This window comes from Erwinia sp. JH02, assembly GCF_013074405.1.
In the GTDB taxonomy this organism is placed as follows: Bacteria; Pseudomonadota; Gammaproteobacteria; order Enterobacterales; family Enterobacteriaceae; genus Erwinia; species Erwinia rhapontici.
The window spans coordinates 45,714-70,945 of the sequence record NZ_JABANZ010000004.1 but is presented as its reverse complement, the minus strand read 5'-3'; the positions used below and the strand labels follow the sequence as shown (position 1 = coordinate 70,945).

Below are 25,232 nucleotides of genomic sequence, written 5' to 3'. Positions count from 1 at the left end.
ACGGGCGGCATATTTTTTTGGTTTTACAGCGTCATGTCCTTGAGCATGCCTTCCAGTTGCTGACGCAATGGCGCGATACGGCTTTCCTGTTGGCTGGCTAACGCCATTTCAAACTCTTCTAACCACAGGCCAATCTGTCCACGGGTATCGCCCAGCGATTGCGCCCAGGATTTCTCCAGACGCGCCAGCAAGTTGCGGTTCACCAGCGTGTCGCGGGGATGAATTTTCACCGCTGTTAACCGTTCACGGCTGCGCTGCTGCTGTTCCGGGCTGAGGCCAATCGGGCTGTGGTCGATCACTTTACTTAGTGACTCACCGCTTTCGGGCAAATGCACATCCACTTCCAGCAATCCGTTAATGTCATAACTGAAGCGCACGTCGATATTCTGTAACGCGCCGTTGGGTTTGACCGGCACCTGTAATTCATCGATAAAAATGTTGTTGGCGACCAGGGGATTCTCACCCTGATAGATAGCAATGCGGATAAACGTCTGTTCGACGTGACGGGTCGTGAACGTCTCCACCCGTGACGCCGGTACAACGGTATTACGCTCAAGGATCGGGGAAAATATCCCGCTCCTTTGCTCGCTGGCGGTGGCAATACCGAGCGTATAAGGGCAGACATCGGTGAGGATCACCTCTTCAATATCTTCATTACGCAAGCGACAGGCGGCCTGTGCGGCGGCACCGAGCGCAACAATGGTGGCAGGGTCCAGATGCTGGTGAGGCAACTTCCCGAACAGTTTCACCACCAGCTTCTGAATCACCGGCATACGCGATGCACCGCCGACCAGGACCAGATGATCAAGCTGCTCCGGCCGCAGACGGGCATCGTGCAGCGCCTGTTCTATCGGGGCTCGCAGACGCGTCATCAGCGGCAACCAGATCTGTTCAAGTTTCTCTTCATCAAACAAGAGCGTCCACGCCTTATCCTGCCACTGCCAGCTCAACTGATTCGGGGCATTATGCTGACCGAGCTGGCATTTTAGCTGTTCAGCACAATCGGAGAGGCGCGCCAGTTCGGTCGCGGGGATTGTCTCCGCGTTGAGCTTCCACTCACGGAGACAGGCATCAATCATCGCCTGGGTAAAATCTTCACCGCCCAGATAATTGTCGCCAGCCGAACCATGCACCTCGATCAGCGGCAGATCGTATTCCAGCACCGTGACGTCAAAGGTTCCCCCGCCGAGATCAAAGACCAGCGTGCGGCCGGTATTTTGGGTATGCAACCCGTAGGCCATGGAGGCGGCGGTCGGTTCGTTAATCAGCCTGACAGCATTGAGCCCTGCCAGTTCTGCGGCAAAGCGGGTCTGTTTGCGTTGTTCGTCGCTGAAATAGGCAGGCACCGAGATCACCACGTCGGAAATGTCATGACCAAGGTAAGCCTGAGCATCCGCTTTCAGGGATTTCAGCACCAGCGCCGATAACTCGGGCGCATCAAAGGTTTGTGTCTCAAGCCGAAACTGTTTCTTACTGCCCATAAAGCGCTTAAACAGCGCCGCTGAGCGCTGCGGATGGGTGGTCAGACGCGACAGTGCCGGGCGGCCAATCAGCATTTGTCCATCGTCATCCAGGCTCACCACCGACGGTGTTAAATATTCATTCAGCGCATTGGGGATCAGCCGTGCCTGGCCGTCCTGCCAGACGCTGATCAAACTGTTGGTGGTGCCTAAATCAATACCGATCGCAGGGACAGCCATCTTCAGTTCCGTCATGATTCTTTCTCATCAATGATGTGTTCCATCGATTTTATTCAATCATATTGAATTATAGAAGCCTTTGTCACACAGCAGAGTCACCATACTGTATCAAGCCGAGTGAAATTGCAGGCGCCTGCTGACAGACTGCTGCCAGGTTCAGGGGGGACAGGGTAACAGTGGCCCACAAGAACGTGGACCGTTGAAGTTTATCTGGCGTTATGCTCATCACGCTTTTGTTTCAGATAGCCTAATAGCCAATGCAGAAATTCAATCGCTGATGGATAGAGATAAGACAAATAACCAGATTCCAGCCGGGTGATTTCATTAAGAGTGGAAGCCGCAGATTCATTATCTGGATGCTCCTCAATGTAAATAGAAACTTCTGTTACAAGGTCATCAACTAAACCTGGGAGAAGATGTGTTGATGCATCAACAATTTCACTATAACTATTGCCATAAGCATCTGCATCTGCGCCCATAAATGTTGTTAAGAAAACCGCCAACGTTTCATATTTTTTCATGACTGCGGCCAGTTGCACCGGGGTCATGGCAATACTAAAACCGTTTTCCATCACATTTCCCTGTTATTAAACAATCCAGGGCTGAGGGTAAATAAGTGGGGTGACGCGGTAAATATTATCCTGTGCGACATCCTCTTTCTATAAAAACACTGACACGGCACTGTCATGTCACAAGTTCCCAGGGGTGAGCAAATAGCCACGGCGCTCGCTGGCGGCGTTTATTTTCCTGATGCTGCGGATCGGCAAAAGGAATGCTGTCGATCAGCGATCGCGTATAGTCACTGGCAGGCCGGGAGAACAACTCACTGACCCGCCCCTGCTCAACCACATGACCGTCTTTCAATACCAGCGCCGACTGGCAAAGGCTGCGCACCACCGCCAGGTCGTGGCTGATAAACAGGCAGGCAAACTGATACTCCTTTTGCAGATTGCGCAGCAGTGTGAGGATGCTTTCCTGGATAGAGACATCCAGTGCCGAGGTGGGTTCGTCAGCAATTAATAGCTGCGGGTTCAGCGCCAGCGCACGGGCAATCGCAATGCGCTGGCACTGCCCGCCTGAAATCTCATACGGATATTTCTGCTGCCATTCGGCGGGAAGCCCAACCTCCGTGATTAATGACGTCACCCGCTTGAGGATCGCCGCCTCTTTTAACGTGGTGTGCGTGCGTAAGGGTTCAGCAATCGACTGGCCGAGCGTCATGCGGGGATTCAGCGAGCTAAGCGGGTTCTGGAAAATAGCCCCGACCTGCGATTTCATCGCTTTGCTGCGCGTGCGGCTGGGATGATAAATCGCCTCACCCGCCAGCGTCAGCGTTCCCTGGTCCGGTTTAATGATGCCCAGCAGGCTGCGACCCAGGGTGGTCTTCCCCGATCCGGACTCCCCCAGCAGGCCGAGAAACTCGCCTTTGCCGATGTTAAAAGAGACGCCATTAACAATGTTATGCCGCTTGCCAAACCCTGCCGGATAACTGATGTGCACGTCATCCACCTGCACCAGTGCCTCAAACGTTTCCTCAACGGCGACCGGCGTTGATGTGGATGATGGGATCGCCGCCAGCAGCTGGCGGGTATAGGCACTTTCAGGCGTACGGAACAGGGTTTTTGCCGCGCTGTTTTCCTCAATTTTCCCGTGCCGCATCACAATCACCCGCTGCGCAATATCGGCGACCACACCCATGTCGTGGGTGATCAGCAGCAGCGCCATACCGGACTGCTGGTTCAGGCTGAACAGCAGGTCGAGTATTTCCTGCTGAGTGGTGACGTCCAGCGCAGTGGTAGGCTCATCGGCAATCAGCATCTTCGGGCGCCCGGCCAGTGCCATCGCGATCATGATGCGCTGGATCTGGCCACCTGAGAATTGATGAGGGTAGTTCTTCAGGCGTTTATCCGCCTGCGGAATACCCACCTGCGACAGCAGCTCAATGGCACGCGCCTTACGCTGTGGTGCCTTGAGTGACGGATCGCACAAGGCAATCGACTCATCCAGCTGGGCTCCGACGGAGAAAACCGGGTCGAGCGATGACGTCGGGTCCTGAAATATCATCGCGATCTCCCGCCCTCTGAGGGCGGAAAGTTCAGTGCGATTTAACCTCAGCAGATCGATACCCTGAAACAGGATCTTGCCGGAAACGATGGCATTCGCCGGTAATAACCCTGGGATCGCCTGCGCAATGGCCGATTTTCCGGCCCCCGACTCGCCGATGACGGCCAGTATTTCTCCGGCAGCGAGACTCAGGCTGACCTGATCCACTGCGGTCACGCCTGCGTCCTGCCCCGGATAGCACACGGACAGCCCTTCAATGCGGAGTAACGGTGTGTTATCCGGCATTGTCGATTAATCCCTGCGCCAGCCAGCTGTCTAACCGCGGAATGGCGATCGCATAGACTTTAAACGCGCGCTTCAGGTTTTCAATCGACACAAACTCGTCAGGGCCGTGCGGAGAGCCATGCCCGTCAGGGATAAAGTCAGGGCGCTCGCTGACGTTTTCACCGTTAAACAACGCCGATGCACCCCGGCCAAATCCCGGGCCAAAGGTGATGGCGTTCGGCAATACCCGCGCATGGGTGCCGCCGCCCATGGTGTAAGGGTCGGTTTTGGCGTCCGCTATCGCGTCATAGGTTTGCTGCAAGCGCTGCACCAGCAGGCTGTCTTTATCCACATGCATCGGCACGTCGTCACGCAGGATCGTTAAGCTGCCGTTCAGCGGCGCAATGGTCTGTTTCAGCGTCGCCAGCAAACCGTCTTTATCGGTAAAAATCGGATAGCGAATATCCAGATAGATCGCCACACCGTGCGCATTCGGGATCGCTAATCCCCCGTTCAACGTCAGCTTACCGGTCTGCTCATCTTCAAAGGCAATACCCGCTCCGTGCCCCCAGGGATCGGCCAGCAGCTGCGCAATCAGCGTTGCCGCATTGAGATCTGCATCAACCAGCAGCCCGGCACCCACGGCGGCATTCAGCAGCAGCGGGATGGCATTTTGCGTGTTTTCAGGAAAGGCGGCGTGCCCGGATTTGCCATGCGATACCAGCAGCACATCGCTGCCGTCAGGCGTAATCGACAGCGATTCGCGCAGCCCGGCCGGTAATCGGGCAAGCGCGCTGTCAACGGTGGCAATGTCCGTCGCGGTCAAACGCAGTGTCGCACTGGCCGGAACGGCATTTTCCGCCACGCCCGCCGACAGACGGGATAACACCGGGCCGGTCGGGATCTGTAAAATCAGGTTCAGACCGCCTTTTTGCGCATAGTTGACGGGGAATGCGCCATCGGTGATCACGGAAAAGCGCGGAACCGGCCCGTTTTTCGCGAAGTATTTCATGTCGCCCATACCAATTTCTTCTGCGCCCCCGTAGATCACGCGCAGCTTGTGATGCAGGGAGACGCCGAGATCGCGGAAGGCACGCAGCAGGTAGAGGTCCAGCAGCGCCGGGCCTTTGTTATCCGATGCCCCGCGGCCAATAACGAAACCCTGTTTGTGGAACGGTTCGAACGGCGCAAAGGTCCAGTTATCGCCAGGTGGCACAACATCAAGATGCGAGATCAGCCCCAAATCCTGGGTCGCGTTGCGGTTATCCGCCAGCACAGACAGCGCGTGCCCCTGATGCGCTTCGGTGGCAAAGCCCAGCTTCTCCGCCTGCGCTTTAACGTGCTGGAAAATCGCTTCCACCTCGTTACCATAGGGTTTGCCGTCCTGCGCTAATTTCTCATCGGCAATGCTCGGATAAGCCACCCATTGCAGCAGGTCCTGAATGAATTCTTCACGGTGTTGCTCAAACCACTGTTCAATTTTTTCCGAAAAAGCGGTCTCCTCTGCGGAGAGATTTCCGGTAAAGCCTTTTTCCTGCAGTGACTGACTCATGCGCTTTTCCTTTTTTGGGAGAGTTTCAGCGAGTGAAGGTGGATATCTTTCACCGGGACCGCAGGCCGTGGATTTAACACCCGGGCAAGCCCCTCGCCGATAAAGTTGATCGCCAATACCATCAACACAATAGTTAAGCCGGGGGGGATCCACAGCCACCATTCGTCATCAATGACTCTGATACTTTGCGCCGCCGACAGCATGTTGCCCCATGACGGCTGCGGCTGTTTGACGCCCAGCCCAATAAAGCTCAGCGCGGCTTCGGCAAGAATCGCATTCGCCACCGCGAGGGTAAGATTTACGACGATGGGCGCGCAGGCATTCCTCAGCAAATGCCGCCAGACAATCGTGAAGCTGCTCACGCCCATGGATTTTGCGGCCTGAACATAGCCGCTTTCGCGCAGCGACAGCAGTTCAGCGCGCACCAGCCGGGCGATGCCCGTCCAGTGAAGCACGCCGATGATCAGAATCACGTTCCAGACGCTGGCACCCAGCAGGGCGGCGAGAGTTATCGCCATCGCGTAAAAGGGAAAACACATGATGATGTCGGTGATGCGCATAATGATCATATCGGCCACACCGCTTTTATAGCCCGCGATGCTGCCGAGTACGATGCCGATCGCCGCCTGAAAGAGCACCGCGGCCAGCGCGACCATGATGGATACGCGGCCGCCGTAGAGCAGCCGCGAGAAGACATCGCGGCCAATCTCATCGGTACCCAGCCAGTGTTCGCTGCCGGGCGGTGCCTCAATATTGTAGAGATCCATATCATCGGGGTTGTAGGGTGTCAGCCAGGGCGCGAAGAGGGAAAAAGCAGCAAGCAGCGTCAGTAGAATCAATCCACTGACGAAATAGTGATCCTTCAGCAGGGGATGCAGCCGGGTTCGCGGCCGCAGAGCCGCGTCATCATGGTTCAGCATCATCGGGTCAGCCTTACTCGCGGGTCGGCGAGTGCATAGAGAATATCCGCGAGGATATTGATGGCTAAAGTGATCACCGCCAGAAAGAGCACAATGCCCATCAACAGGGGAAAATCGCGTGACTGGATAGCATCAAAACTCAGACGTCCGATGCCCGGCCAGTTAAAGATAATCTCGGTCAGCAGCGTTGCCGAGAGCAGCGCCGGGATCTCCATCCCCACCACGGTAATCAGCGGTTTGGCGGCATTTTTCAGCAAATGCGGATAGATCACGCCCGATCGCCTCATTCCCCTGGCGAACAGCGCCTTGATAAAGTTCTGGTTAATTAACTCGCTGATGCTGGAACGCAGGTAACGGCTAAAAATAGCGATGTTGCCTAACGCCAGCGTGACTGCGGGCAAAACAAGGTGTTTAGCCACATCGACAATATGATCAAAACCGGTAAGGTGACTGCCCAGCGTAGAGACGCCCGAAACGGGAAACCAGCGCAGATTCATGGCAAAGACTTTCACCAGTAAAATGGCAATAAAAAATACCGGAATGGAGAGGATGACAAAAGACAACAGCGAGACCGCGATATCCGCCGTAGCACCACGGCGCAGACCGAGATAAATCCCCAGCGGCAGCGCCACGATTAAGGTGATCAACAGCGAACTGCCCGCCAGCAATAGCGTGTTGAAGACCCGTTCACCGATAAGCGTGAGTACCGGTGCCCCACTCTGTAAGGAGTAACCGAAGTCACCCACCATCGCTCGCGAAGCCCAGCGCAAGTATTGCAGCCATATCGGGTCCAGGTAGCCAGCCTGACGCAGCATTTCCTGTTTCTGCTCTGGCGTTGTTTCGGGCGAGATCATGCCGACCAGCGGATCGCCGGGCTGTAACTGTATTAAGAAGAAGACCAGCAGCGAGATGCCGATAAGCACCGGAACAGCGATCAGTAACCTGTGAAAAATAACCCTGAACATAAAAAATCCCGTGCTGAAGTGAACGGGTTTTACAGAAGAGGTGCTCTGTAAAACCCTGTACCGTGCAATGCGTTACTGTTTTACGCTCCAGCCAGCGACATCGGCGAAAGGTTCATAAGGGTAAGAGTGATAGCTTGTTATTCGCTTACTCAGGGCGTAGCCGATATTGGGGATGTAGAGCCAGACGTGCGGCACTTCTTCATTAATCCCGGTTAACCACCCGCCAACGCTGGTCTTGAGGGCGTCACGGTCGATGGTGGCATTAAACTGACTGGCGAAAGCGTCCAGCTGTGGGGTGGAGAATCGTTCCCACCAGAAGTTGTTATCATATTCGCCAGGCCTGAAAGTCCCTCCCATCAACACGCCATCGTAGACTTGCGCTTTGTCCTGCAAAATAGAGAGCGTGGCGTTGAAGTCGGCGACGTTAAGCACCACGTTGATGCCGATTTTTTTCAGGTTTTGCTGAATAACGGGTGCGGTGAGTTCGCGGGTGCGGTTCCCTGTCGGGTAGTTAATGGTTAGGGTGAAATCTTTGCCGTCTTTATCGACAACGCCATCACCGTTGGTGTCTGCCCAACCGGCTTCTTTTAATAACGCCTTCGCCTTTTCAGGGTTATAGGCATAATTATTTAACGCTTTAGGGTAGTAAGGGCTGTGCGGATTATCTTTGGTATTGAATATCTGAGCGTGACCGTAGAGTAATTTATCGATAATCGCCTGTCGGTCAATGCCATAGACCAGCGCCTGTCTGACCCGGCGATCGGACAGATTTTTATTGCGCGTATCCAGTGATAAATACTGTGCACCTACGCCCGGCTGCTCAATAATCTGAATGCCGGCATTTTTATACGTCTGTAAATCGCGGCCATTCCATGATGAGAGTTCAGCAATATCAACGTCGCCATTGATCAGCTCATTCTGTACCGTCTGTGCGTTAGAGACTTTAAATATCAGCGTTTTGGTTTTCGGTTTTCCGCCGTAATAGTCGTCGTTGCGTTCCAGCTTGACGTACTGATCCGGGAGAAACTCGACAAACTTGTAAGGGCCGGTGCCGACCGGGTTGCGCAGCAGGTCAGTCGCTTTATTCCACTCTTTAACCGGGACTTTGCTCCAGATATGTTGGGCCAGCACAGGACGGTCGGCAAAGTGAGAGAAGGCCGCAGCATACGGGGCTACAAAGGTGAAGCTCAGGGTTTGCGCGTCAATCACCTTGATGCCCGCTAAACGGTCCGTTTTACCCATATGGTAATCCTCGTAACCCACCAGGTGTTTGACAAAGCCAGGGGTGTCTTTCGGGAAGCCCGCATCGGCTTCGGTGGCATAGGTAAAATAGACATCTTCCGCGGTAAACGCGGTGCCATCATGCCATTTCACGCCCGGTTTTAAATGCAGCGTCAGTGTTTTTCCGTCAGCCGAGTAGTCATATTTTTCAGCGAGAGACGGTTTTGGGTTTTGCTGTTCATCGAGGGTAAACAAGCGGCCAAACAGAGTGAATATAACCGCGCGATCGTAGTCAGTAAAATAAAGCGTGGGATGGAAGTTACCGCTGGGATTGCTCCATATTGCGTAGCGAATAATATTATTACTGTTGTTATTCTCTGCCGCTGCAACGTTAAACGCCGTCAGGCTCATTGCCGCAAAAGCAATGGCTTTTGAAAATCCCTTCATTCCCACCCCAGATAAAGTTGTCATAATTCACCCCGTCATTTTACTTCCAGAGGTAAATTAATAATAAGCCCATCGTTAATACGCTATTTTTAACAACGTTACTGTTTGAAACAAACACAAGCAAATAGAATGATTGGTAATGGTTATCTGATTATGTTGCAAGTGAGGTGACGGCACGCTGACGCCCACGGGCGCACGGCCAGATTCGCCAGCTGGCTGAAAATTCGTTATTATCCGCTCCCACTCGCTACCGGGGCAGCCTGATGTCTGTGATTTTCGATACCTTTATTGCCCCACCCTGCCATGACAAGATTGAAGTCCTGTATCAGGACGATCACCTGGTGCTGATCAATAAACCCGCCGGGCTGCTCAGCCTCTCGGGGAAAAATCCGCTCAATCTCGATTCAGTGCATCACCGGCTGGTACAGCTTTTCCCCGGCTGCACCCTGATCCACCGGCTTGATTTCGGCACTTCCGGGCTGATGCTGATTGCACGCAATAAGGCGATCAATGCCGCCCTTTGCCAGCAGTTCAGCCAGCGTACGGTGACCAAGGTGTACAGCGCACTGTTGTGCGGGCATCTGGATAATGATGAAGGGATCATTGATGCGGCGATTACCCGCGATCCGGCGCTGTTCCCGCTGATGTCGATTTGTGCCATCCACGGTAAACCCGCCCGCTCCCGCTATCGGGTTGTTGAGCGCATTGTTCGGGAACAGGAAGACGGGACGTTACTGCCTGTGACGCGGGTACAGCTCACCCCGGAGACCGGGCGCACCCACCAGCTACGCATTCACTGCCAGCAGCTGGGCCACCCGATTCTGGGCTGCGATCTGTATGGCGGTCGCCTGTTGCCAGGCACCGAACTGACGCCGCGGATGATGCTGCACGCCAGTGAATTACATTTTGTTCATCCGATCAGCGAAGAGCCGATCAACGCCTGCAATGCCTCGCCGTTCTGATTTACCACATCAAATCATCAGGCACTTTGAAATCAGCATACGGATCGTCTTCGTTTTGCTCTTCCAGGCTCAGGGCGCTATTTAACACGATGCTGCCTGCATCGCGCTGCGCAATCTTATCGGCGACCACGGCGGGAATGATGACGTATTCGCTTTCGCCGCTGTTGCCCAGCAAACGTGCAATGGCAAGGCGACCGCTGATAAGCTGAGCTTGCGTGGCCTTATCGACGGCGATTTTCTTAATCAGGTTGTTATCGGTGAAATTAAAATCAATGTTGCCTTTGGCAATGTCGACTTTGTTCATCTCAATCAGCTGCTTCACCTGCGCTTTATACTCTTTCGATAACGCCGCCTGCTTCTGCTGTTCACTGAGCAGCTTATCCCGCTCAATCTGCGCTTTTTTATTCTCTTCTACCGCTTCTCTGGCCTCACGGGCCTGAGCCTTAGATTTTTTGACCGTTCTCTGAACTTTGGCCATTTTTTTGCTGCTGACTAATCCCGCTTTCAGCATCTGCTCTTGTAAGGTGAGTTTTGTCATGTTCGCTTCTAAATCAGGTGAATAATGCGGGGGATTATACCTTTAATTTTTAGAGCTGTACCAGGTTGCGCCAAAATAGCCAGCCTTGCCGGATGACCCCACAGGCTGTTTACTCTGCTACTGCGCACTCTCTGCAAACGGCACTTTCACTTCCCGACTGACGGTGGTGGTTATCTCAGACTTATCGGTAAACGACGGCCAGTCGGAAGATTTGGTGATGAACTCCCAGGCATAGTACGCCTTCCCCTGGTCCCGTATTTTCAACTGCAAAACACGCCAGCTCTCATCGTGACAATGGGACTTGCGGGCATAATCCTGTTCAGAGAAACAGGCCCGGATCATTTCACGGGAGGAAAACAGAATATCTTTGAAGGCGGCGTTGTAACTTCCGTCATCATTCAACTGCATAAAGTCGGCGTAATTTTCTTCACGCCCGCCGCCCGAATATCCCGTCGACCATTGCGACACCAGGGCAACCGCCTGCTGGCTTTTACTCAGGGGATATAACGCGGGATAGAGTGTGACACCGTTTGCAGACAGCTCATCATCACCCTCGTTCTTATCACTGTGACTGTGATGATACGGGCTAAAATCCCACGTTCCTTTCACGCGCCAGGTGCTGCCCGTTTTCTCAATCTTCATCAACTCGGGGGAGGAATTGATTAAATAGACGGTGTTCGCATCGGCCTTGCTCTTCCATAAGGTGGTTTCTTTCCCGGCGTTACAGCGATCTTTTAAAGCGGCACACAGACTGTTGTACTGATCGCTGCCACTTTTCACCGCCGTCAATGCCAGCGGCCTGATGGAAGATGGCACCTCAGCCGCCAGAAGGGATGCCGATGCCACGGCCAGAAACGGAACCCAAAACCTGATCATAGTGCTCTCAAATAATGATGGCGTATCAAGGGATTATGAAGAATACGCCAGGCGATGCAAAGCAGTAATCAACGCAGGCACGTCAGATGTCGATATAACGCAGTCGCCTGCGCGTGCGTGAGGGTGGCTCCAGGGCCGCCTTCGCTATCGCCGCACCAATGTCCGCACTGACGGTAATGCCCTGTACAAAAGGCCGATCGTGCATTAAATAAGGCAAGGCACCAAACGCAATGCGCCCCCGTGCACTCTCCGGCGACAGCAACGTGTAATCGTTGCCGACGTCAGGAATATCATCCCCACAGGACTGCAACTGGGCGCGCAACGTCGGAAATGGCAGGTCACGGGTCTTCAGCGGTTTTTGCCCGCGGGCATCAATAAAGACATCAAACACCCGCGTTTGCCCTTTAGCGGAAATCACGGTCTGGTTGTCATCTTCGTGCAGATGATAATCCTGCCCGAGGGCCTGGATGCTGATGATCCCGGCTTCGCGCAGCGCCAGCAGTCGACGGATCGATTGTGATGGAATGGCGGCATAATTATCGATAAACACACGGGCCAGACCACCGTTGAATCTTTTCGCGTCTTTGTCATTGAGAAAAGGGACGATTTCTTCAACGGCTTCGTGTAAACGCAGCACGGTATAACGCCAGGCCACCGTGTGTTTTTCGCGCTTATTGCGCTCGACTTCATTAAGATTGGCGCAGGCCCAGTGAAAAGGGTCATGCTGATGCCGATCGGCGAACCAGGCTGCGGAAAAACCGTCGACGTCCAGCGTCCGCAGCGAGATATGTTGGCTCCAGGCCGGATCGCTTTGTGCCATCTCCTCAACCATCAGCCCGAACACCCGGTCAAGCAGGCCGTCCGCTCCCTCCGCAATGGCGTTTTCGATGGCCTCTGGCGTGACGATGCTCAACGGTTCATAAGGGATCGGGCAATAAAAATCGGCCTCCGGCAGGATGCCTGTGCGCGACATCAGCGTGATGTTCAGCCGCTCACTTCCCTTATTCAGTCTGAAGGTTATCTGTTCGTCATCGCCTTCTTTAAATGTCCCATGCTGAGCCACCACTGCCATTGCCGCATCAATGCCACTCAGCGACGTGCCCATAATGCCGACTTCACAGGGGGGAATACGGGCATCCATGAGCCCGGACCAGGGGCTGGGGAAAAAGGTGCGGGTCGCCTTGCTGTCATCAGGCCAGACATGCCCTGTGGCAATCACCGCGAGATCAAACAGCGCCGGGATGCGTTCACCCTGCGCCCAGATATGCACGCCCTGGGAGGTGGCTTCCAGATCGGTCACCTGGCACGCTTCATGGATATTGACTTCAAAACCCTGACGTTTAGCCTGAGCGACGATTTCCAGAAACTGTTCACGGAAATATTCACCCAGCAGGATCCGCGGCAGGAACTGCCGCACATGCAGGGAAGAAGCCTCGACGCCATAGCGAGCCAGATGGCTGTCACTCAGGGTGCGCAGCCACGCAATATAGGTGATAAAAACAGGCGGAATTTCAATACTGGCGATATTGGCCAGCATCATCCGCGAGTTATCTTCATCGCTGTAGGGCATGCCGACGCCCGCCTCGGTGGCCTGCTCATAGACAGAGACAGACAGCGGTTGCGGATTGCCCAGCAGTGCATAAAACGTATAAATGCCTGTTGGCCCCGCCCCGATGATGGCTATCTTTTTCATTGCCGCTCCCGCCTTATTATTGTTGTTAAATCCAGCTATTTTCCGGGAATACCTCTTTTCTGAATGAACGCCATTCCCCCCCTTTCCTGAACAACGCTCATCAGCCGGTAGATCAAGTCTATATGACTATTTTCGTTGTGCGCGTGGTCAGTGCCATTACGGCACTGGCCAGGGTAAAGAGTGCGATAATCCAGCCCATGGTCCAGGGCGTGCCATCGCTAAACAGCGCCAGTAGCAGCGAGGAGATAATGCCGCTGCCATACTGTAACGATCCCACCAGTGCCGATGCCGAACCCGCCATCTCCGGCGCAGCATCCAGCGCAGCTGCGGTCGATGTTGCCGCGATAATGCCGTTCATGGAGAAGAAAACGAATACCGCCGCGATAATCAGGCCTATCCCGCCCATGCCAGACCCGGTCGCCACCGCTAATAGCAGTGCGGCAAGTGCGGCAACGGAGGCGGCACACTTAAGCAGGGTTTCCAGCGGATAGCGATGTACCAGCCGTCGGTTCACCATGCTGACCGCCATTAATCCGACAATATTCACGGCAAACAGCCAGCCGTAATGCGCGGGTTCAACACCAAAATACGAGATGTAAACAAAGGGTGAGCCGGTAATAAACGCATAGGCCGCGACATAATAAAACGTCACGCAGAGCGTGAAGCGCATAAAGGTGGCATGCGTCAGTAAGCGGTAATAATTGCGAAAGGCACCGGACAGGGAGGCTTTCACCCGTTTTGATTCAGGCAGAGTTTCAGGCAGCCAGGCGATTGCCAGCAGCATCACGGCTCCGATTATCGCCAGCAGCCAGAAAATGGCATGCCAGGAGGCGATGTGAATCATCTGCCCCCCCAGCAGCGGCCCGGCTATCGGGGCAATGGCCATGACGATCATCAGCGTGGACATCATCTGTGCCGCACGGGTGCGGCTGTAGAGATCGCGGATCATCGCCCTGGCCAGCATCGGCCCGGTACAGGCACCCAGCGCCTGAAATACCCGCCAGAAGACGATATGCACGATATCAGTGGATAAGGCACAGCCCACCGACCCCATTACAAACAGTACTATACCGATGCACATCGGCAAACGCCGACCGAAGTGATCGCTGATCGGTCCCCAGACCAGTTGAGCTATGCAAAAACCGATTAAAAAGCCGGTGATGGTCAGCTCCGCATCGCCCTGTAAATCCTTCGCCATCACGGGCATGGCGGGCAGATAAATATCGGTCGATAACGAGGTAATAGCCATTAGTGCACTGAGGATCAGTACAAAGGTAAAGCCGGTGGTTTTTGGGGTGGCTAACGGCGTATGCGCCTGAGAGTCAGTCATGACAATCCATCGGGACAGAAAGGGAGAACGGTAGAGTAGCGGTTTGCCATCAGAAGATAATGTCAGGTAATCAGGTCGTCGTTATGAGCTGAATTCATAAATGGCGATAGCGGAAAATCGCACATCAACGAATTTCCAATAAAATACGCCGTTGTTATGCTTGAGCATCAGTGATGACTTATGGATGAAATTAAGGATATTTATGCCATTTAAGGAAACTAAGGATGGAAGTCTGCGCCTGATGACATTGGGTGAGATTAAGATGGCGAAAGATATTTTTCGCGACACCATAAACTACGGCAAAGTGTGGGTCCATAAAGGAAGTTACTTGCCTTTAGGCTTACAACTGCAACGCGTCTCGATGTCACCCAATGGAGAAATGTATTTTCGGAAAGATTATAGATCTGATTTTTCAAGTGCGGACAGGATTCGTCAGCACATATTCATCCATGAACTTTCACACGTATGGCAATATCAGCACAGCATGAACGTTAAACTAAGGGGACTCACTAGCTGGGCAGCAAAGTACGATTATTCTTTAGACAGCTGGCCGCTTAGCACTTATGGTATGGAGCAACAAGCCCAGATTATTGCGGATTACTATCTCCTTACGCAATTTAATGGTCGTGATGATTGGAAATCGTATGGTTTATGCAGAAACTGTAGTGAATTGTCTGATGAAGAGCTATTGCGTCAGTATAAATACACGCTTCGATCCTTTCCATGGAGCCTGTAATGAAGATCTATAAACTCGCACTACCCGCCCTTCTCTCTTTATCACTAACAGGTTGCTGGTTAGGAGATCACTTCCCCTCGCTTGAGATCGGACAGGTTTCCAAAACTGAGAGCGGATTCTGTTTCCAGATTAACAATGCCGGAGACTATTACGCGCATTACCTTTCTATCAGAGACAGAGATGCACCGCCGAGGTCGGGTTTCAACAGGGATTTCCCTGCTTTAAAAATTGCTAATAATCAGCTATGCATCCCAGACACTTACTATCAATTTCCGGAGTCCGGTGAGATAAACGTGGAGATCTCATTACGTTCACCCACCGAGAGAAGGATGATGCGCCGCATTATTGTTTCTGAATTCAGGATGATAAAAGGTGTACCGCATCCCTTCGCACCGCGGGATTATTCCGTGATAACAGAGGATTATAGCCGGGAGAGTGAAAACAACGACGGCTGACCAGGCCCCTGATGAATCCCCACAAAAATGAGTGGCTGATCATTCGGCTTCAGGTCTGAGGCCAGTTTGAGCACGCCGGATCGGCAACTGCCGCATCCATGCGGGCCTCGGCACGCGACGTCCTGTCGTGTGACGTCCGGCTTACCTCAAACTGGCCCCATCCCCGCAGCACCGTTGCTCGCTGTTAGTTTTAAAACTGCCACAATATGGCGATCTCTGCGGTTTATTTGGGTGAGGACATCCCACCTTAGTGGGACTTAAAATGCCGCTCAATACTGTCCAGCATATTGCTGGCACTGTAATAATCCAGACGGAACGTATCCGGGCCCATTGCATAGACCCGCTCAGCCGTTACCGGCTCCAGATGCTCAAGGAAGGGATTGGCCCTTACGCGCCCCACCGTCTCGTCGTCTGCTGAGAACAGCAACATACTCTTCCCAGTGAGACCGGCCGCCATATTCTCACCTGACAGCTGAATAATATCGTTACGCTTACCCATGCTGGTGCCGCCCTGCACGTCCGCGGGTGGCATCGCCAGCGTAAAGCCCAGTTCAGACAGCAGCTTGCCCTGTGCTGATGCCAGGGTCCACAAATTCACACCGCGGCCATCTTCATAATAAACCAGCGCGGAAACCGGCTGGGGTGGCAGCGTGATCGCCTGCTTCACCGCCTGAACCCGTTGCTCAAAACGGTCAATCACGGTGCTGGCGTCTTTCTCATGCCCGGTGATCTCCCCTAACTGTACAGCAAGCTGTTGCCAGCTTTTATCACCGTAGTCGATCACCAGCGTCGGGGCGATAGCCGACAGCTGATCGTAGAGCTTTAACGCTGAGTCACCGCCCGTGGCGGAAATCACAATCAGGTCCGGCGCCGCAGCGGCAATCGCCTCGGCGTTCGGTTCAGAAATGTAGAGGGGTTTCAGCCTGGCCTGCTTCGCCACTGCACTCCATTGTTTAAAAAAACCCTGGTCATCCGATACCGTGCTGTTACGACTGGTGCCGCCGGAACCGACCAGCGGCGCATTGATTGCCAGCAGCGTACCGGTAATGGTCACGCTGGTGGAGACAATACGTTCCGGGGCCTTAGTCAGGGTCAGTGGCCCTTTAGGGGTTTGCAGCGTACGCGGCCAGCCCTGCTGTGCGCCTGTTGGCGCAACAGCTGCGGCCGCAGCCGGTGGCGAGGCGGGTTGCGACTCTGAATACTGAGTTGAACAGCTGCGGACGGATACAACAAAGATCAGTGCGGCAGCCACCAGCAGTGCACACAGCACCGGGAAGGAGAACAGTTTTTTCATCTTAGCCATTTCATTGAAAATGAGTCTTATTATCATACATTTAATGGCGGGGAATTTAAATCGCTTATGACAACGGAGAAGAGGCGGGAAAAAACGGCTTACGCTAAAAAGGCCGGGCAAGCCCGGCCTGAGTGAAAACTTACACTTTCATCCAACGCCCTTCGGCGGCAGAGAGGGCAATCGCCTCCAGCACTTTCGATACCTGCAAACCTTCAGCAAAGTCTGGCCACATACGGTCATTGGCGGCAATCCCGTTAATCAAATCGCGCACTTCCACCGTTTTCTGATCGTTAAAGCCAATACCGTGCCCGGCAGAAATACAGAACGCCGCATAATCCGGGTGCGCCGGGCCAGTCAGAATGGTTTTAAAGCCCTGGCGACCGGCCGGGTCATCATGGATATATAGCTCCAGCTCCGCCATGCGCTCCTGGGTGTAACGGATGCTGCCTTTGGTGCCGGTCACCACGTAGGTCAGGCCCATTTTGCTGCCGCAGGCGATACGCGAGGTTTCAATCACGCCGTGTGCGCCGTTAGCAAAACGCAGCAGTGCGCTGGCCTGATCTTCGTTTTCCACATCACGCAGCTGGGACAGATTTTTCGGGTCCGGGCGCTGCTTGATAACCGTCATCATATCGCCGCTAACCTCATCAATGTTGCCCACCAGATAGTGCGCCATGTTGACAATATGCGCGGCCAGGTCGCCCAGTGCGCCGAGGCCCGCCAGCGCTTTCTGACAATGCCAGTCCAGCGGGGTGTTCGGATTCGCCAGGTAATCTTCATTGTGCGTGCCGTAGAAGTGCACCACCTCGCCGATTTCGCCACGGGCAATAATCTCTTTCGCCAGCTGGCTGGTCGGGTTTTTCATATAGTTGAAACCCACCAGCGTTTTCACCCCGGCTTTTTCGGCTGCACGCACCATCTCTTCAGCATCGGCGACATCCAGCGCAAGGGGTTTTTCGGAGTAGACGTGTTTGCCGTGGCGAATGGCTTCCAGCGCCATCTCTTTATGCAGGAAGTTAGGGGCACAGATATCAACAACGTCGATATTTTCATCCGCAACCAGTTCACGCCAGTCTCCGGTTGAACGATTGAAGCCGAGTGTGGCCGCCTGCGCGCTGGCCAGTTCCGGGTTCACTTCCGCCAGCATCTCACGAACCAATTCCCCTTTCAGGTTGAACACGGTCGGCGCCTGAGAGTAGGCAATCGCGTGGCAGCGTCCGATATAACCGGTACCGATCAGGCCAATTCTGACTTTTTTCATGATAAATCCTTAGATGTAGGGAACAGGAAATGGAACAAAAATTCAATATTGATGAAATGTATATTTCGCAACACTGTGATTCAACGTCAAAATGAAACAAACGTGATCGCCCTGGCGAAAATGAATGTAACGCCGCTGCAAGTCCCACCGCATCCTGCAACGCAATACGCAAAAGCACGATTTTTGTGGTAAAAATCACATAGGCTTGTTCAGTATGCTGCTTTATTCAGCAGTTGAACCAAAAGCGTGAAAACAGCCTTTGACATCCCCTGCCCTGCTGGATATCATGCGCCCCGTTCCAACAATTCCTCTGTAGTTCAGTCGGTAGAACGGCGGACTGTTAATCCGTATGTCACTGGTTCGAGTCCAGTCAGAGGAGCCAAATTTAAGAAGCCCGCTCAGGGAAACCTGAGCGGGCTTTTTGTTGTTAATGATTTCGTGCCGCCGGATGACAGGCAGTGGGGAAATGTGTGAAGGGGACGTTCTCAAAGGCCGTCAGCGATGCCGAAATCCTTCCGCTCAATGGCGCAGGATTTCGGCACAGGGATCAGTCCGGATGGTGTCAGACCTTAAGCAACTTCACCGTGCTGTCGATGTCGATCTCATCTTCCGAGAAGATCAGGGTTGTTCCCTGGAAAGTGGTGATCGCCAGTTTTTTTACCGTACGCATTTCACCCGGCTGAGTGGCTGATTTTGGCCGGATGCTGTTCATCAGTATGCCCACAGATAGCACCGTATTTTCTTTATCAATGCGGGTTTCCGCAGGGACTTCTTCGCTGTACACCAGGTAAGACTTGATCGAGGTGAGCTTCAGGCGCTCCCCCGCGATATAGATGTAGGAACTTTCGGGTATCACTTTCACATCATAAGCTGACAGCCCTTTGCTGTTGGTGGTGGGCTCGAAAGTCACCGCCGCATCTTTCTTAATCAGCTCAGGATTGGCGATTTTAATCACATGGACATAACGGTTATCGCCGTTTTCATCTTTGATAAATCCAAAGCCTTTATCTTTAAACCAGGTTGTGATCGTGCCGTTCATCGCCATTGTCGCCTACTTAATCGTTAATCTACTCAATTTTCAGCGCGCAGTGTAAAACACAATGCCTGCGCAGACTATGCCTTTGCGGTAAGTCTGGACGATAAATTGCGGGTACGCGAGGAACGGCAGGCAGGTGACGGCGGATAAGAGGCAAAGTGGGACGTGGAATGTGAGTGAACCCGGAGCGGTTGGAGAGTATGATGAACTTCCGCTCACCTCTTTCCTTCTTCTACCCGCGATCATGAAAATCGCTCATGTTGCTGTGAAATTATATCACTTCCCCTCACCCAGTGACTCTGGCATAAAATATGCACTATAGAATGTGTGCAGACGGCTGAATGTTGGAACCTGAAAAGAAAATTGCAGCTTCATGAAAAGTGCAAGAAGTAAGCTCAGGTTTGTAGCGGAAATTAGGATACCAGATTACGATGAATAATAACTTTGCGTTTACCATAAAAAAAATCTGTTTCGATGAGAATTATAATCCATCCGAAAATACGCGTATCACAACCAACTTTGCTAATCTGGCCAGAGGTTCAAAACGCCAGGAAAACCTGCGCAACGCCTTAGTGATGATGAACAATCGCTTTAATTCCCTGGCGCATGGGGATAATCCCAAAGGGGATCGTTACGCTGTCGAACTGGAAATCATCTCCGTTGAGATGAATATTGCTGTCGAAGGCAATAACGATAGCTTCCCGGTGATTGAGATTTTAAAAACCAATATTATTGATAAGAAAACAGATGAACGCATTGAAGGTATCGTAGGAAATAACTTTTCCTCTTACGTACGCGATTATGATTTTAGCGTGGTATTGCCAGAGCATAATAAAAACCAACCCGAATTTAGCATCCCCGCTAACTTTGGCGACCTGCATGGCAATATCTTTAAACGCTTTGTGGATTCAGATATCTACAAAGAAAACTTCTCCAAAGCGCCGGTGATTTGCCTGAGCGTCTCAAGCAAAAACACCTATCATCAGACGGGTTATCAGCATCCTGCTCTGGGCATCGAATACCAGCAGAATGAACTGTCCCTGACCGATCACTATTTCAATAAAATGGGCTTACAGGCGCGCTATTTCATGCCTGCAAACAGTGTTGCGCCGTTAGCTTTTTATTTCGTAGGGGATCTGGTGAATGATTACACCGATCTGGAGCTTATCGCCACCATCAGTACGATGGAGACGTTCCAGAAGATCTACCGACCAGAGATTTACAATGCGAATTCTGCAGCAGGAAAGCATTATCAACCCAACCTGACGCAGCGGGACCATTCATTAACGCTCATTACTTACGATCGCGAAGAACGTAGCCAGCTGGCTGTTGAACAAGGAAAGTTCACTGAAGAGAAGTTCATCAAACCATATCAAACTCTTCTTGAACAATGGTCTGCTGATCCCGTTCTTTGATTAAACAAATACAAGGTTTCTATTATGAAAAAGTTATTGCCCACGTCCACGGCTGGCAGCTTACCTAAGCCTTCATGGATTGCACAACCTGAGCAACTCTGGTCCCCGTGGAAATTGCAGGATCAGGAATTAGCCGACGGCAAAAAAGATGCGCTGCGTTTGTGCCTGGACGATCAACAGCAGGCCGGTATTGATATCGTCAGCGACGGTGAGCAAACACGCCAGCATTTTGTTACTACGTTTATTGAGCACCTTGAGGGTGTTGATTTTGAGAAACGTGAGATCGTTAAAATTCGCGATCGCTATGATGCAAGTGTGCCCACCGTTGTCGGCCCTGTCAGCCGCAAGAAGTCGGTGTTTGTTGAAGACGCTAAGTTTTTACGTCAGCAAACCGATAAGCCGATTAAATGGGCCTTGCCGGGTCCGATGACCATGATCGATACGCTGTATGATAACCACTATAAAAGCCGCGAAAAACTCGCCTGGGAATTTGCCAAAATTCTCAACGAAGAAGCCAAAGAGTTAGAGGCTGTCGGCGTTGATATTATCCAGTTTGATGAGCCTGCATTTAATGTTTTCTTCGATGAAGTGAATGACTGGGGTATTGCCACCCTGGAACGCGCTATCGAAGGGCTTAAATGCGAAACCGCTGTCCATATTTGCTACGGCTACGGCATCAAAGCCAATACCGACTGGAAAAAGACGCTGGGCACCGAGTGGCGACAATACGAACAGATTTTCCCGAAATTGCAAAAATCTAATATCGATATTATCTCACTCGAATGTATGAACTCGCATGTTCCTATGGAGCTGATGGAACTCATTCGCGGTAAGAAAGTGATGGTTGGTGCCATTGATGTGGCAACCAATAACATTGAGACGCCTGAAGAAGTCGCCGCGACGCTGCGCAAAGCCCTGCAGTATGTTGATGCCGACAAGCTCTATCCTTGCACCAACTGCGGCATGATCCCGTTACCGCGTGGCGTTGCACGCGGCAAGCTGGATGCATTAAGTGCAGGCGCAGAAATCGTGCGTAAAGAACTGCTGGCGAAATAACGGCGTCAGGCCGTCGATCATTTGAAACAACGCAGTCCGGATTGGGCGATCTGATCAATCCGGACTGTGCCCTCCCCCCAGCGCCTCCCTGCACTTCCCTGTTTGATTTCTCCTTCGCTTCGATTATGGGATATATTGAAGGCACTCTCGTTAAATGCTCCCTTTAGAACAGGTAATATCGGCAATGGCTCTGATCCCCAAAAACTACGCACGGCTGGAAAGCGGCTACCGTGAGAAAGCACTCAAAATCTATCCGTGGGTCTGCGGGCGCTGCGCGCGCGAGTTCGTTTATTCCAACCTGCGCGAATTAACGGTTCACCATATGGATCATGATCACACCAATAACCCGGAAGATGGCAGTAACTGGGAGTTGTTGTGCCTGTATTGCCATGACCACGAACACTCGAAGTACACCGAAGCTGACCAGTACGGCACCACCGTTGTGGCAGGAGAAGATGCGCAAAAAGACGTGGGTGCTGCCACCTATAATCCTTTTGCGGATTTACAGTCGATGCTGAATAAGAAGAAGTAACAGCTGACCCGTTAGCTTTTGGAACCCTACGGACTGCCAGCATATTCAATGTGAGCGAGCAGTCCGATCATTTCACCGGATGAATAATGATAATGAATATCACTATCCGATCAGCGCGAGTTTCTGATGTAGAGCGTATTTTCGACGTCAGAACCTCGGTTATTGAAAATCATCTGAGTCGTGAAGAAATGCGCCAGATGGGGATCACTGAAAGCCTGGTGGCCGATATGATTCAGAACAGCCCTTGCGCCTGGGTTGCGGTTGAAAGCGAAAAAATCATCGGTTTCTCCATGATTTTGCCGGATGAAGGCTGCCTGTTTGCGGCATTTGTTCTCCCGGAATATGAAGGCAAGGGAGCGGGACGCAGACTGGTGATGGCCGCTGAGCAGGAATTATTCAAACACCATGGTATCGCCTGGCTGGAAACCGATAAGAACAGCCGTGCTGCGAACGTTTATCTGCATCTCGGCTGGGGTAATAAAACGGATATTAATGACACTGATATCCGTTTAGAAAAGGCCAGAGGATAACGCTCTGTCAGTTAAGGATACGCATTGCGCCGGGAGACTTGCCTGTTACACGCTTAAAAGCCCGGCTGAAAGCGGCCTGTGAGGAGTAGCCCAGCCGCTGGGATACCAGGTCGACGGTGATTTTTTCTGACGATAACCAGCGGACAGCGAGGTGCATCCGCACTTCCGTGGCATACCGCAACGGTGGGATTCCGATCGTGGTCTGAAACCTTTCGGCGAAGGCGGATCGGGATATATGCGATTCAGCGGCGAGTTCTGCCACGCTCCAGTCGCGGCCCGGTTCGCGGTGAATCGCCAGGATGGCCCGAGCCAGACGCGGATCGCGCAGTGCTGCAGCGAGCCCCTGGCTGGTGCCGCAACCGCCTTCGACCCACCCTCTGATAAACATCGCCGCAACCACATCGGCCAGCCTGGCAAGAATCCCGGCATAGCCCACGCGCCCGGAACATATCTCACGCTTCATCGCATCCAGGATATGCATCAGTCCCGGCCAGTTAGCCTCCTTCGCATCAGCACGCATAACCTCAGGCATCACGCCTGCCAGTCGTTGCATGCTTCCCAAATCAATTTCCATGCAGCCAAAGAAAAGCACAGCACCTGGCGTTTCCTGGGTGCTGGGACAGGTATCAATCCCACTCACGTTTTCATCCAGGGGTACCGTTTCAAAGTCATCGATATCCATCACGTCAGCGGCTGTTGCCGACATTAGCTGGTGCTCTCCGCCGTGGGGAATAAACAGGGCTTCCCCGGCTGAAAGTGAGAAACAATCGCCGTTTGCAGTCTGAAGCACCGCATCCCCCACCGCGACATAGTGCAGGTAAGCATGGCCGGGGCGGCTGGGGAAATTCAATCCAAACGTATTGCCCGTTTGAATACGCTGATACCGCACACCGTTAAGTCGCAGGCCAGAAAGCAGTTCACTGATCAGTTCAGATGAGAGGGCAAAAGGTGAAGTCATAACCATATTCGGGTTTTCGGGTAATAAAGGAGGCTTTTAGAGCATAGCTCATCCAGCGACACCTGAATAGACTTCATCCTTTAACCCCTTTACCTGGAAACTCAGTCATGACCAATGAAGCCTCTATCAGGCAGCACAAAGCCGTATTAACCACCGATGAGCCAATCCGGCCCGCCTGGCGGGCGGTGTTTTCGTTAACCATGGGCGTTTTTGGCCTACTCACCGCTGAATACCTGCCTGCCAGTTTATTAACCCCGATGGCTCAGGATTTTGGTGTGTCCGAATCTCTTGCCGGACAGGCCGTCACGGCGACGGCGGTCATTGCGTTATTTGCCGGATTACTGGTCCCGCGATTTACGCGTGCGTTTGACAAGCGCGCCGTACTGTTGAGCTTCACTGCGTTGATGGTCTTTTCAAACCTGCTCGTGGCGCTCTCTTCAGGCATTGTCATGCTGCTGGCAATGCGCGTCTTGCTGGGTATCGCACTGGGTGGATTCTGGAGCATGGCTGCGGCGGTGGCGATGCGCCTGGTGCCAGAAAGGCTGGTGCCGCGCGCCCTGTCGATCATTTTTAGTGGTATCGCGGTAGGTACGGTGGTTGCCGTGCCGCTGGGAAGCTATCTGGGGGGGATTTGGGGCTGGCGTAGCGCCTTTATTGCCGCTGCCGCGGTGGGTGTCGTCACTTTGCTTTTCCAGTATTTCACGCTGCCCGGAATGCCACCGCTGATTCGGAGTAAAACGGCATCGGTCTTTTCTCTACTGCGACGGCCTGGTGTTAGCATCGGTATGATGGGGTGCGTGCTGGCACACACCGGCCAGTACGCGCTATTTACCTATATACGGCCTGCGCTGGAAGGTCTCGCACAGGTGGATGCCGAAGGGCTGGCGTTACTGTTGCTCGGATTTGGGCTGGCTAACTTTTGCGGGACGCTGTCGGCGGGATGGCTGATGGAACGCAGCTTGCGTTTGACGCTCATCATGATGCCCGCTCTGGTGGGTGCAGCCGCACTGGGCATGATCATCATGCCACTATCGATAGTGGGGCTCACGATGCTGGTGATGCTGTGGGGTCTGGCATTTGGCGGCGTACCGGTGGCGTGGTCAAACTGGGTCGCACGGACGCTTCCAGATGAAGCAGAGAGTGCGGGAGGTATGGTGGTCGCCGCCGTTCAATCCTCCATTGCTGCCGGTGCGGCCATCGGTGGCCTGATATATGGCATCAACGGCGTGACGGGGGTATTTATCACAGCGGCATGCATCATGTTCAGTGCCGCGCTGATTATTGCCTTCCGGGTCAGAGTCTCTTCATCACCGACAGAAACACAAAGCAGGACATTTCACTGACACGTTAACCACGCCGGGGACATCGCCTCCGTTCAGCTAGCGGAGCAGCCCACAAGCCGTTATCAATGCGGAAAATCACAGACA

Annotated in this window: 23 protein-coding genes and 1 tRNA gene; 9 read left to right on the top strand and 15 right to left on the bottom strand. The window is 53.0% G+C overall.

The window, feature by feature from the left end:
* Window positions 1–23 precede the first annotated feature (23 nt).
* The 7 genes from HHI26_RS12375 to HHI26_RS12345 all read right to left on the bottom strand — a co-directional run bounded on the left by HHI26_RS12375 (window position 24) and on the right by HHI26_RS12345 (window position 9,157).
* Entirely contained in the window at window positions 24–1,715 is a 1,692-nt protein-coding gene (locus HHI26_RS12375; protein ID WP_133841639.1) for a molecular chaperone HscC, read from the bottom strand.
* A 191-nt stretch (window positions 1,716–1,906) separates the two neighbouring features.
* Window positions 1,907–2,272 (bottom strand): hypothetical protein, encoded by a 366-nt coding sequence (locus HHI26_RS12370; protein WP_171149190.1) that lies wholly within the window; start codon window positions 2,270–2,272, stop codon window positions 1,907–1,909.
* A 112-nt stretch (window positions 2,273–2,384) separates the two neighbouring features.
* On the bottom strand, window positions 2,385–4,049 hold the full coding sequence (locus HHI26_RS12365; RefSeq protein ID WP_171149189.1) for an ABC transporter ATP-binding protein: 1,665 nt from the start codon (window positions 4,047–4,049) through the stop codon (window positions 2,385–2,387).
* The gene (locus HHI26_RS12360; RefSeq protein WP_171149188.1) at window positions 4,039–5,580 is read right to left on the bottom strand and encodes a Sapep family Mn(2+)-dependent dipeptidase; all 1,542 of its coding nucleotides are present in this window, start codon (window positions 5,578–5,580) and stop codon (window positions 4,039–4,041) included. Before HHI26_RS12360 ends, HHI26_RS12365 begins: the two co-directional genes overlap by 11 nt.
* Complete coding sequence (gene opp4C, locus HHI26_RS12355) at window positions 5,577–6,503, bottom strand: oligopeptide ABC transporter permease (protein WP_205945486.1); 927 nt, start codon at window positions 6,501–6,503, stop codon at window positions 5,577–5,579. The genes HHI26_RS12360 and opp4C overlap by 4 nt, the downstream gene beginning before the upstream one ends.
* Entirely contained in the window at window positions 6,500–7,465 is a 966-nt protein-coding gene (locus HHI26_RS12350) for an ABC transporter permease (protein WP_133841635.1), read from the bottom strand. The genes opp4C and HHI26_RS12350 overlap by 4 nt, the downstream gene beginning before the upstream one ends.
* Before the next feature lie 72 nt (window positions 7,466–7,537).
* Window positions 7,538–9,157, bottom strand: a complete 1,620-nt coding sequence (locus HHI26_RS12345; protein WP_241008277.1) for an ABC transporter substrate-binding protein — start codon at window positions 9,155–9,157, stop codon at window positions 7,538–7,540.
* Between the two features lie 239 nt (window positions 9,158–9,396).
* Between HHI26_RS12345 and HHI26_RS12340 the strand changes: the two genes are divergently transcribed.
* Window positions 9,397–10,095 (top strand): RluA family pseudouridine synthase, encoded by a 699-nt coding sequence (locus HHI26_RS12340; RefSeq protein ID WP_171149187.1) that lies wholly within the window; start codon window positions 9,397–9,399, stop codon window positions 10,093–10,095.
* Between the two features lies 1 nt (window position 10,096).
* Here HHI26_RS12340 and HHI26_RS12335 read toward each other — a convergent pair whose 3' ends face one another.
* The 4 genes from HHI26_RS12335 to HHI26_RS12320 all read right to left on the bottom strand — a co-directional run bounded on the left by HHI26_RS12335 (window position 10,097) and on the right by HHI26_RS12320 (window position 14,532).
* The gene (locus HHI26_RS12335) at window positions 10,097–10,633 is read right to left on the bottom strand and encodes a DUF2058 domain-containing protein (RefSeq protein ID WP_133841633.1); all 537 of its coding nucleotides are present in this window, start codon (window positions 10,631–10,633) and stop codon (window positions 10,097–10,099) included.
* 117 nt (window positions 10,634–10,750) lie between these two features.
* Window positions 10,751–11,509 carry a hypothetical protein gene (locus HHI26_RS12330; protein ID WP_171149186.1) on the bottom strand — a complete coding sequence of 253 codons (759 nt, stop codon included), beginning with the start codon at window positions 11,507–11,509 and terminating at the stop codon, window positions 10,751–10,753.
* Window positions 11,510–11,591: 82 nt separating this feature from the next.
* Window positions 11,592–13,202: an FAD-NAD(P)-binding protein gene (locus HHI26_RS12325; protein ID WP_171149185.1), complete on the bottom strand. Its 1,611-nt coding sequence runs from the start codon at window positions 13,200–13,202 to the stop codon at window positions 11,592–11,594.
* 118 nt (window positions 13,203–13,320) lie between these two features.
* Window positions 13,321–14,532 (bottom strand): multidrug effflux MFS transporter, encoded by a 1,212-nt coding sequence (locus HHI26_RS12320; RefSeq protein WP_171149184.1) that lies wholly within the window; start codon window positions 14,530–14,532, stop codon window positions 13,321–13,323.
* Window positions 14,533–14,734: 202 nt separating this feature from the next.
* Between HHI26_RS12320 and HHI26_RS12315 the strand changes: the two genes are divergently transcribed.
* On the top strand, window positions 14,735–15,268 hold the full coding sequence (locus HHI26_RS12315) for a type IV secretion protein Rhs (protein ID WP_234472423.1): 534 nt from the start codon (window positions 14,735–14,737) through the stop codon (window positions 15,266–15,268).
* Window positions 15,268–15,723, top strand: a complete 456-nt coding sequence (locus HHI26_RS12310) for a putative T6SS immunity periplasmic lipoprotein (protein ID WP_171149182.1) — start codon at window positions 15,268–15,270, stop codon at window positions 15,721–15,723. The genes HHI26_RS12315 and HHI26_RS12310 overlap by 1 nt, the downstream gene beginning before the upstream one ends.
* Before the next feature lie 247 nt (window positions 15,724–15,970).
* On the opposite strand, the gene fepB is transcribed toward HHI26_RS12310, so the two are convergent.
* Window positions 15,971–17,017 (bottom strand): Fe2+-enterobactin ABC transporter substrate-binding protein, encoded by a 1,047-nt coding sequence (fepB, locus tag HHI26_RS12305; protein ID WP_171149181.1) that lies wholly within the window; start codon window positions 17,015–17,017, stop codon window positions 15,971–15,973.
* A gap of 139 nt (window positions 17,018–17,156) precedes the next feature.
* A complete protein-coding gene (locus tag HHI26_RS12300; protein WP_171149180.1) occupies window positions 17,157–18,278 on the bottom strand; it encodes a Gfo/Idh/MocA family oxidoreductase in 1,122 nt (373 codons plus the stop codon).
* 306 nt (window positions 18,279–18,584) lie between these two features.
* Here HHI26_RS12300 and HHI26_RS12295 point away from each other — a divergent pair.
* Window positions 18,585–18,660 (top strand) — tRNA-Asn (locus HHI26_RS12295).
* 180 nt (window positions 18,661–18,840) lie between these two features.
* Here the strand turns inward: HHI26_RS12295 and HHI26_RS12290 are convergent.
* On the bottom strand, window positions 18,841–19,323 hold the full coding sequence (locus HHI26_RS12290; RefSeq protein WP_133841625.1) for a cold shock domain-containing protein: 483 nt from the start codon (window positions 19,321–19,323) through the stop codon (window positions 18,841–18,843).
* Window positions 19,324–19,745: 422 nt separating this feature from the next.
* Here HHI26_RS12290 and HHI26_RS12285 point away from each other — a divergent pair, with 422 nt between their 5' ends.
* The 4 genes from HHI26_RS12285 (at window position 19,746) to HHI26_RS12270 (ending at window position 22,847) form a co-directional block, all read left to right on the top strand.
* Window positions 19,746–20,729, top strand: a complete 984-nt coding sequence (locus HHI26_RS12285) for a DUF1852 domain-containing protein (RefSeq protein ID WP_133841624.1) — start codon at window positions 19,746–19,748, stop codon at window positions 20,727–20,729.
* Between the two features lie 24 nt (window positions 20,730–20,753).
* On the top strand, window positions 20,754–21,785 hold the full coding sequence (locus HHI26_RS12280; RefSeq protein ID WP_133841623.1) for a methionine synthase: 1,032 nt from the start codon (window positions 20,754–20,756) through the stop codon (window positions 21,783–21,785).
* A gap of 184 nt (window positions 21,786–21,969) precedes the next feature.
* A complete protein-coding gene (gene yajD, locus HHI26_RS12275) occupies window positions 21,970–22,317 on the top strand; it encodes an HNH nuclease YajD (protein ID WP_133841622.1) in 348 nt (115 codons plus the stop codon).
* 92 nt (window positions 22,318–22,409) lie between these two features.
* Window positions 22,410–22,847, top strand: a complete 438-nt coding sequence (locus tag HHI26_RS12270) for a GNAT family N-acetyltransferase (RefSeq protein ID WP_133841621.1) — start codon at window positions 22,410–22,412, stop codon at window positions 22,845–22,847.
* A gap of 7 nt (window positions 22,848–22,854) precedes the next feature.
* On the opposite strand, the gene HHI26_RS12265 is transcribed toward HHI26_RS12270, so the two are convergent.
* On the bottom strand, window positions 22,855–23,805 hold the full coding sequence (locus HHI26_RS12265; RefSeq protein ID WP_133841620.1) for an AraC family transcriptional regulator: 951 nt from the start codon (window positions 23,803–23,805) through the stop codon (window positions 22,855–22,857).
* 107 nt (window positions 23,806–23,912) lie between these two features.
* Here HHI26_RS12265 and HHI26_RS12260 point away from each other — a divergent pair, with 107 nt between their 5' ends.
* Window positions 23,913–25,148: an MFS transporter gene (locus tag HHI26_RS12260; protein WP_133841619.1), complete on the top strand. Its 1,236-nt coding sequence runs from the start codon at window positions 23,913–23,915 to the stop codon at window positions 25,146–25,148.
* Window positions 25,149–25,232: the final 84 nt, after the last annotated feature.

What these genes read in the sequence shown, in the direction of transcription:
- HHI26_RS12375 (WP_133841639.1), bottom strand. Translation starts at nt 1,715, where the DNA reads ATGACGGAACTGAAGATGGCTGTCCCTGCGATCGGTATTGATTTAGGC.
- HHI26_RS12265 (WP_133841620.1), bottom strand. Translation starts at nt 23,805, where the DNA reads ATGACTTCACCTTTTGCCCTCTCATCTGAACTGATCAGTGAACTGCTT.
- HHI26_RS12315 (WP_234472423.1), top strand. Translation starts at nt 14,735, where the DNA reads ATGCCATTTAAGGAAACTAAGGATGGAAGTCTGCGCCTGATGACATTG.
- HHI26_RS12280 (WP_133841623.1), top strand. Translation starts at nt 20,754, where the DNA reads ATGAAAAAGTTATTGCCCACGTCCACGGCTGGCAGCTTACCTAAGCCT.
- HHI26_RS12360 (WP_171149188.1), bottom strand. Translation starts at nt 5,580, where the DNA reads ATGAGTCAGTCACTGCAGGAAAAAGGCTTTACCGGAAATCTCTCCGCA.
- HHI26_RS12365 (WP_171149189.1), bottom strand. Translation starts at nt 4,049, where the DNA reads ATGCCGGATAACACACCGTTACTCCGCATTGAAGGGCTGTCCGTGTGC.
- HHI26_RS12320 (WP_171149184.1), bottom strand. Translation starts at nt 14,532, where the DNA reads ATGACTGACTCTCAGGCGCATACGCCGTTAGCCACCCCAAAAACCACC.
- HHI26_RS12300 (WP_171149180.1), bottom strand. Translation starts at nt 18,278, where the DNA reads ATGAAAAAAGTCAGAATTGGCCTGATCGGTACCGGTTATATCGGACGC.
- HHI26_RS12270 (WP_133841621.1), top strand. Translation starts at nt 22,410, where the DNA reads ATGAATATCACTATCCGATCAGCGCGAGTTTCTGATGTAGAGCGTATT.
- HHI26_RS12340 (WP_171149187.1), top strand. Translation starts at nt 9,397, where the DNA reads ATGTCTGTGATTTTCGATACCTTTATTGCCCCACCCTGCCATGACAAG.
- HHI26_RS12260 (WP_133841619.1), top strand. Translation starts at nt 23,913, where the DNA reads ATGACCAATGAAGCCTCTATCAGGCAGCACAAAGCCGTATTAACCACC.
- HHI26_RS12335 (WP_133841633.1), bottom strand. Translation starts at nt 10,633, where the DNA reads ATGACAAAACTCACCTTACAAGAGCAGATGCTGAAAGCGGGATTAGTC.
- HHI26_RS12370 (WP_171149190.1), bottom strand. Translation starts at nt 2,272, where the DNA reads ATGGAAAACGGTTTTAGTATTGCCATGACCCCGGTGCAACTGGCCGCA.
- HHI26_RS12310 (WP_171149182.1), top strand. Translation starts at nt 15,268, where the DNA reads ATGAAGATCTATAAACTCGCACTACCCGCCCTTCTCTCTTTATCACTA.
- HHI26_RS12290 (WP_133841625.1), bottom strand. Translation starts at nt 19,323, where the DNA reads ATGGCGATGAACGGCACGATCACAACCTGGTTTAAAGATAAAGGCTTT.
- opp4C (WP_205945486.1), bottom strand. Translation starts at nt 6,503, where the DNA reads ATGATGCTGAACCATGATGACGCGGCTCTGCGGCCGCGAACCCGGCTG.
- fepB (WP_171149181.1), bottom strand. Translation starts at nt 17,017, where the DNA reads ATGAAAAAACTGTTCTCCTTCCCGGTGCTGTGTGCACTGCTGGTGGCT.
- HHI26_RS12325 (WP_171149185.1), bottom strand. Translation starts at nt 13,202, where the DNA reads ATGAAAAAGATAGCCATCATCGGGGCGGGGCCAACAGGCATTTATACG.
- HHI26_RS12285 (WP_133841624.1), top strand. Translation starts at nt 19,746, where the DNA reads ATGAATAATAACTTTGCGTTTACCATAAAAAAAATCTGTTTCGATGAG.
- HHI26_RS12350 (WP_133841635.1), bottom strand. Translation starts at nt 7,465, where the DNA reads ATGTTCAGGGTTATTTTTCACAGGTTACTGATCGCTGTTCCGGTGCTT.
- yajD (WP_133841622.1), top strand. Translation starts at nt 21,970, where the DNA reads ATGGCTCTGATCCCCAAAAACTACGCACGGCTGGAAAGCGGCTACCGT.
- HHI26_RS12345 (WP_241008277.1), bottom strand. Translation starts at nt 9,157, where the DNA reads ATGACAACTTTATCTGGGGTGGGAATGAAGGGATTTTCAAAAGCCATT.
- HHI26_RS12330 (WP_171149186.1), bottom strand. Translation starts at nt 11,509, where the DNA reads ATGATCAGGTTTTGGGTTCCGTTTCTGGCCGTGGCATCGGCATCCCTT.